The following is a 4,700-nucleotide window of genomic DNA, read 5'->3' on the forward strand; positions in this document are numbered from 1 at the left end:
AGCACGCTCGTAGCTATGATAGCTATGATAGCTAAGAAAGCGAGTTCGCTGTGGTGTGCTGTGTAGCAAATCCGCTACGCTGGCTCCATGACCGCGACCCCCACCGAGCACCGCGCCAAGATCGCCGAAGCCCGCAACGTCCTCGGTGAGGTCATCTCGCGCGCCCGCTACGCCGGCGAGCCCACCGTCCTCATCAACCGCGGCAAGGAAGCGGCTGTGATCGTCAGCTACGAGGACTACGCGACGCTCAGGGAGCTGCGCGGATACGTGGAGGATCTGGAGGCGCTCGACAGCCCCGATGCAAGGCAGAAGGCGCGCATCCTGCGGGAATCGCTCGACGTTGCCAAGGGGCGCGCCCTCGAACTGTGACATCGCGTCCTCCTTTCCTCCGGGCCCCGCGATCGCGGGGCCCTTTGTCGTGCGGGCTTGTCGGTGCTGGCGGGTCAGGGTCCGGCGCGCGGCCGGCGGACCGCGGTCACGCGGCTTCCTGCCGTCTCTGCGCGAGGAACTGCTCGGCGATGTAGCGGCTGTAGGCCGGGGGATGGCTTCGCGGATGCCGTCGCGGTTCATCCACGGCACGTCCCACTCGTCGCGCACGATGCTGACGCCGCTGAAGTTGCCGACGGCCTGGATGACTTCGCCGTCCCGGGCGGGGCGGCCCATCTTGACCTGGGGTGCTTCGTGCCGCGGGTGGTGCGGCTGAGGCAGGGTCCAGCCGCCGCCGGCTTCGAAGTAGCGGTGCCGGTAGGTGCGGGTCATGCCGAACATGAGCCCGCACAGTTCGACCGGCTGCTTCAGCTTGGGCAGGGCCCCGGCGACGTTCTCGATCACGTAGGGCAGGCCGGTGAGTTCGAGGGCCTCGCGAGTGGGTTCGATCAGGTCGGGGTGGTCGTTGCGCATGATCCGCTGGCAGTCGGAGTCGAGCTGGCAGGGCGGGGACGCGTGGAGGAAGTCGAACGTCTCCCGGATCCAGTCGAGCCGGTCGTAGACGAACTGGACGGCGTCGGCCTGGTAGAAGGCGTCGCCGATGTAGCGGGGCTGTGGGTCCTTGTCGACGCCGGTCACTTCGAGGCCGGCGTCGCCGTAGCCCTTGGTGGCGCCGCCCTGGCAGCAGTAGAGGTCGAGGAGCTTCACGCCGCCACCGCCATCTCGGCCCGGCGGCGCGCCCGGACGACGCTGCGCTTGTGGCAGCCGATCTCCTGGGCGATCTGGCCGGCGGACAGGCCCTGCGCTGTGAGGCGGGCGACGCGGGCCGGGTCGGCTCGCACGATGCGGCGACGAGATGCCGAGCTGTCGTCCCGGCCGCCAGTCTCCGGCTTCGCCGCCGGGTCGTCGATGTCGTCCCAGGCGAGCGGCCCGTGCCAGCCCTTGTTGCGGGCAAGGGTGGCTGTCTGCTGGCTGGGGCCGGGGATTGTGGACAGGCGCCGGTACAGGCGGGCGATGGTGGCGGCCTCTGCTGGAGTTACCCAGAGGGTGTGGCCCGAGGTGATGTGCTTGATCCGATCCGGGGTCATGTCGAGCTCTGCGGCCAGGTCGTATCGGCGGTGGCCCAGGACCCGAAGTGCTTGCAGGCGGCGTCGGCTTCCGGTGATGTCGATACGCCGGCGGTCCGGCGGGGGTGGTGCGATCTCGACGGCGAGGATGGCTGCGGCCCGCCAGTTCGCGGTCTTCTCCTGGTTGCCGACGTAGATCTGGTGGATGCTGGCGGCTTCGACGCCGCTGGCGTCCGCGATCTGCTTCTGGGTCCAGCCGCCGGCCATGAGGCGTTCGATGTGGTGGCGGGTCTGGGTGGCGTCGGTCATGCGGTACTGGCCGCGTTGGTGCTCGAGTCGGAGGCGTTTGGTGTAGCGGGTGGAGGCGTCGATGCATCCCTTCTGCCTGCAGCCGCGGAGGTAGCAGTTGCGGGACGGGGGGTGGTTGGTCACGGCTTCTCCTCTCGGCTTGCAACGGGCAGTGCGGCGATGCGGCGGCAGGTGATGAAGGCGTCGATGTCGGCGGGCGGCAGGTTGTCGGGGGCGGCGGGGAGGTGGCGGCGCTCGCGCCAGACGGTGACGACGGCCATCACGGCGCCGGGGACCAGGACTGCGGGCACGATCCAGGCGAGGTTCATGCGGCCGTCCTCCGCTGCTGCTCGATACGAGCGGCGCGGCGCTGGGCGGCTATGCGCCGGCCGCGCTCGGTCAGCCGCCAGACGGCGATGCGGTGCGCGTGGGTGTTGGCCTGGGTGGACGGCACCATGCGGTCGGTGTGCTCGATGACTCCGCCGCTGCGAAGGGCGTTGATGGCGGCGCCGAGGAAGCCGTGGCCCAGCTCGGGGAGCACGTCGCGCAGGTTGTTGCAGGAGAACTCGTCGCGCTGGGCCCCGTAGTGGAGGACGGCCTGCTCGACGAGGAACAGGGACCAGTCGGACTGCTTCACGATGTCGTCGAGGAGGAGGTTCTTCTCGTCGGCGGCCAGGCGCTCGGCGACAGACAAACGCTTCGTCATCTGATGTCCTTGGGGTAGGGGCCGCCCCGATTCCCGCGGGGCGGCCTCAGGCGTGCGGGCTACTGCTCGGTGGTCTGCTCGGGCTCGGCGGCGAGCCAGGCGAGGAGCGGGGCGGCGATGTCGCGGGCCCCGTTGGGCCGGTCGATGACCTTGCGGTGGAGCGAGGGGCAGCGGGACTTGAGGACTTCGAGCCGGTTGTCGAGGTCCATCGCCACGGCCAGGTCGAACTCGTACTCGATGCCCTTGCGCTGCTCGGGCCGCATCCCGACCCGCTGCGGCTTGCCGTTCTCCAGCACCCACTCCGTGTAGGAGCGCATCGAGCAGACGACGTGGCCGGGGTAGTCGAGGATCGCGGCGACCATGTCGTTCTGGATGGGGGTGCCGTCCTTCCAGCCGGCGAACTTGTTGCCGCCGTACTTGGCCTTGGCCTTCTCGACTTGGTCGAGGGTGCCGTCGGTGCCCTTCCAGAAGTGGCTGAGGCTGTCGACGAAGACGGTGGGGTAGCCGGCCTGCGCGGCGGAGTCGAGGACCTTGATCAGGTCGCGGGGGTCGTAGCGGTCCATGGGGCAGCTGTCGAACTGGATGCCGTGGTGTCCGGCGTAGAGGCTGGCGGCGCCCTTCTCGGTGTCGATGACGGCGAACTTGCGGCCCTCGGAGAGGCCGTGGGCGATGGAGAGGCCGGTCCAGGTCTTGCCGGAGCCGGACATGCCCTGGATGGACAGGCGGGCCTTGCGGCCGACCTTGGAGGCGGGGCGGAACGCGAACTGCTGGTCGGCGCCGTTCTGTGCCGCGCGGGGTGCGGTGCGGGTGGGCGGCGGAAGCTGGGTCACGAGGTCTCCTCGGCGTACTTGCGCTCCGCCCACGGGGGGAGCGAGAGATAGGTGATGCCTTCGCTGTAGGCGGGCCAGTGGCCGGTCTGTCGGCACATGGCGTAGGTCCAGAAGGCGCGGTCGTTGAGCTCGCCGCCGATGACGCGGGCCGGGAAGTCCAGCTCGACGACGGTCACCAGGTAGGGCGGCTGCTTCTCCTGGAAGATGAACTTGAAGGAGCCGTCCGGCGGGATGAGCCCGAGGTGGATGGCCCCGCGCCGGTAGAAGTCGTCTTGCTGGTGATAGCCGTAGTCCTGCACGGCCTTCTGCAGGTAATCGGGGTGCACGGACCGTGCGGACTTGTAGTCGACGATCTCTTCGGGGCGGAGCCAGTCGATGCGGCTGCGCCGCCAGATGTCGTCCTCTTCCCAGAAGATCGACTGTTCGGCGAGGCCGCTGCCCGGGGTGAGCAGGTCGGAGGCTTCGGGGTGGCGAGCGAGCGCTTCGGCCATATCGTCAATGCGCCGGCGGGCTTCCGGCTTGAGCGGCACGCCGCCGGCTGCCCGTATGGCGGCGACGCGGGCCTTGGTCTCGTTGGTGTCCCACCGCTTCTCGTCGACAACGACGAGCTCCGGGCCGTTGCCGAGGATCACGGTGTGGGCGGCGGTGCCGAACTCGAACTCGGGCTTGTAGGGCTCGGGGTGGTCGAGGAAGTGCTTGAAGCGGGCCGGGCAGTCGGCCAGGCGGCGGGCGCCGGTGGAGGAGAGGCTGCCGCCGGGGATCGGGTCGGAGTGGTACAGCTCGGCGTCGATGTCGTACAGGCCGGGCTCGACGTCCACCGCGGCGGTCATGCGACGCCGTCCAGCGGCATGGGGCGGGCGCACGGCTCGCACAGGCCGGCGTCGGTGAACGGACCGTCCTCATCTTGGCAGCGGATGCAGCGGATCGGCTGCTGGGTGGTGCGGTCGAGGAGGGACCGTCCACCCGCAACTGCTGCGGCAGCCTCTGCGGGATTGGAGTGTGTGCCGAAGCCGTGCGCCCGATAGCCGCGCGTGAGCTTCGCCAGGTACCGCCCACTAGGGGTGGGGTAGACGCCGAGCGGCAGTTCGCGGGTACGCACGGCCCGGTTGAGGTTCGACTGTGTCGGCGTGACGACCCGAAGGTTGTTGCGTCGGCAGTCGAGGACGTTGCGGTCGATGTGATCGACGATGACCTTGTAGCGAGTTCCGGGCTTGACGCCCATGATCCAGCGATGCAGCAGGAGCATGTGCGGGCGCTCCCAGACCTGGGCATAGCCGTGCGATCCGATGGAGATCCTGCGGCCGTCGAGGGCGACGTAGTCATCGAGGTCCATCAGGACCGTGACGTCCACTCCCGACTTGAGCGCGGGAACTTCGACCCATG

The 4,700-nt window shown here is 69.3% G+C and carries 7 protein-coding genes; all 7 read right to left on the reverse strand.

Annotated features, from left to right (window positions below; all coding sequences use genetic code 11):
* Positions 1–1,134 (reverse strand): hypothetical protein (locus IE153_RS42990; protein ID WP_229829444.1); only part of this gene is annotated, 1,134 nt, incomplete at its 3' end.
* Entirely contained in the window at positions 1,131–1,925 is a 795-nt protein-coding gene (locus IE153_RS41020) for a hypothetical protein (protein WP_189594767.1), read from the reverse strand. The genes IE153_RS42990 and IE153_RS41020, both read right to left, overlap by 4 nt.
* Positions 1,922–2,110: a hypothetical protein gene (locus IE153_RS41025; RefSeq protein WP_189594768.1), complete on the reverse strand. Its 189-nt coding sequence runs from the start codon at positions 2,108–2,110 to the stop codon at positions 1,922–1,924. Before IE153_RS41025 ends, IE153_RS41020 begins: the two co-directional genes overlap by 4 nt.
* Positions 2,107–2,487, reverse strand: coding sequence for a hypothetical protein (locus IE153_RS41030; protein WP_189594769.1), 381 nt, complete (start codon positions 2,485–2,487; stop codon positions 2,107–2,109). Before IE153_RS41030 ends, IE153_RS41025 begins: the two co-directional genes overlap by 4 nt.
* A gap of 59 nt (positions 2,488–2,546) precedes the next feature.
* The gene (locus IE153_RS41035; protein WP_189594770.1) at positions 2,547–3,317 is read right to left on the reverse strand and encodes an ATP-binding protein; all 771 of its coding nucleotides are present in this window, start codon (positions 3,315–3,317) and stop codon (positions 2,547–2,549) included.
* On the reverse strand, positions 3,314–4,147 hold the full coding sequence (locus IE153_RS41040) for a PD-(D/E)XK nuclease-like domain-containing protein (protein ID WP_189594771.1): 834 nt from the start codon (positions 4,145–4,147) through the stop codon (positions 3,314–3,316). The genes IE153_RS41035 and IE153_RS41040 overlap by 4 nt, the downstream gene beginning before the upstream one ends.
* A partial coding sequence (locus IE153_RS41045) for an HNH endonuclease (protein WP_189594772.1) occupies positions 4,144–4,700 on the reverse strand: 557 nt, incomplete at its 5' end. The genes IE153_RS41045 and IE153_RS41040, both read right to left, overlap by 4 nt.

Origin of the sequence: Streptomyces massasporeus, from assembly GCF_014648995.1 — a bacterium.
Lineage (GTDB): Bacteria > Actinomycetota > Actinomycetes > Streptomycetales > Streptomycetaceae > Streptomyces > Streptomyces massasporeus.

What these genes read in the sequence shown, in the direction of transcription:
- IE153_RS41030 (WP_189594769.1), bottom strand. Translation starts at nt 2,487, where the DNA reads ATGACGAAGCGTTTGTCTGTCGCCGAGCGCCTGGCCGCCGACGAGAAG.
- IE153_RS41025 (WP_189594768.1), bottom strand. Translation starts at nt 2,110, where the DNA reads ATGAACCTCGCCTGGATCGTGCCCGCAGTCCTGGTCCCCGGCGCCGTG.
- IE153_RS41040 (WP_189594771.1), bottom strand. Translation starts at nt 4,147, where the DNA reads ATGACCGCCGCGGTGGACGTCGAGCCCGGCCTGTACGACATCGACGCC.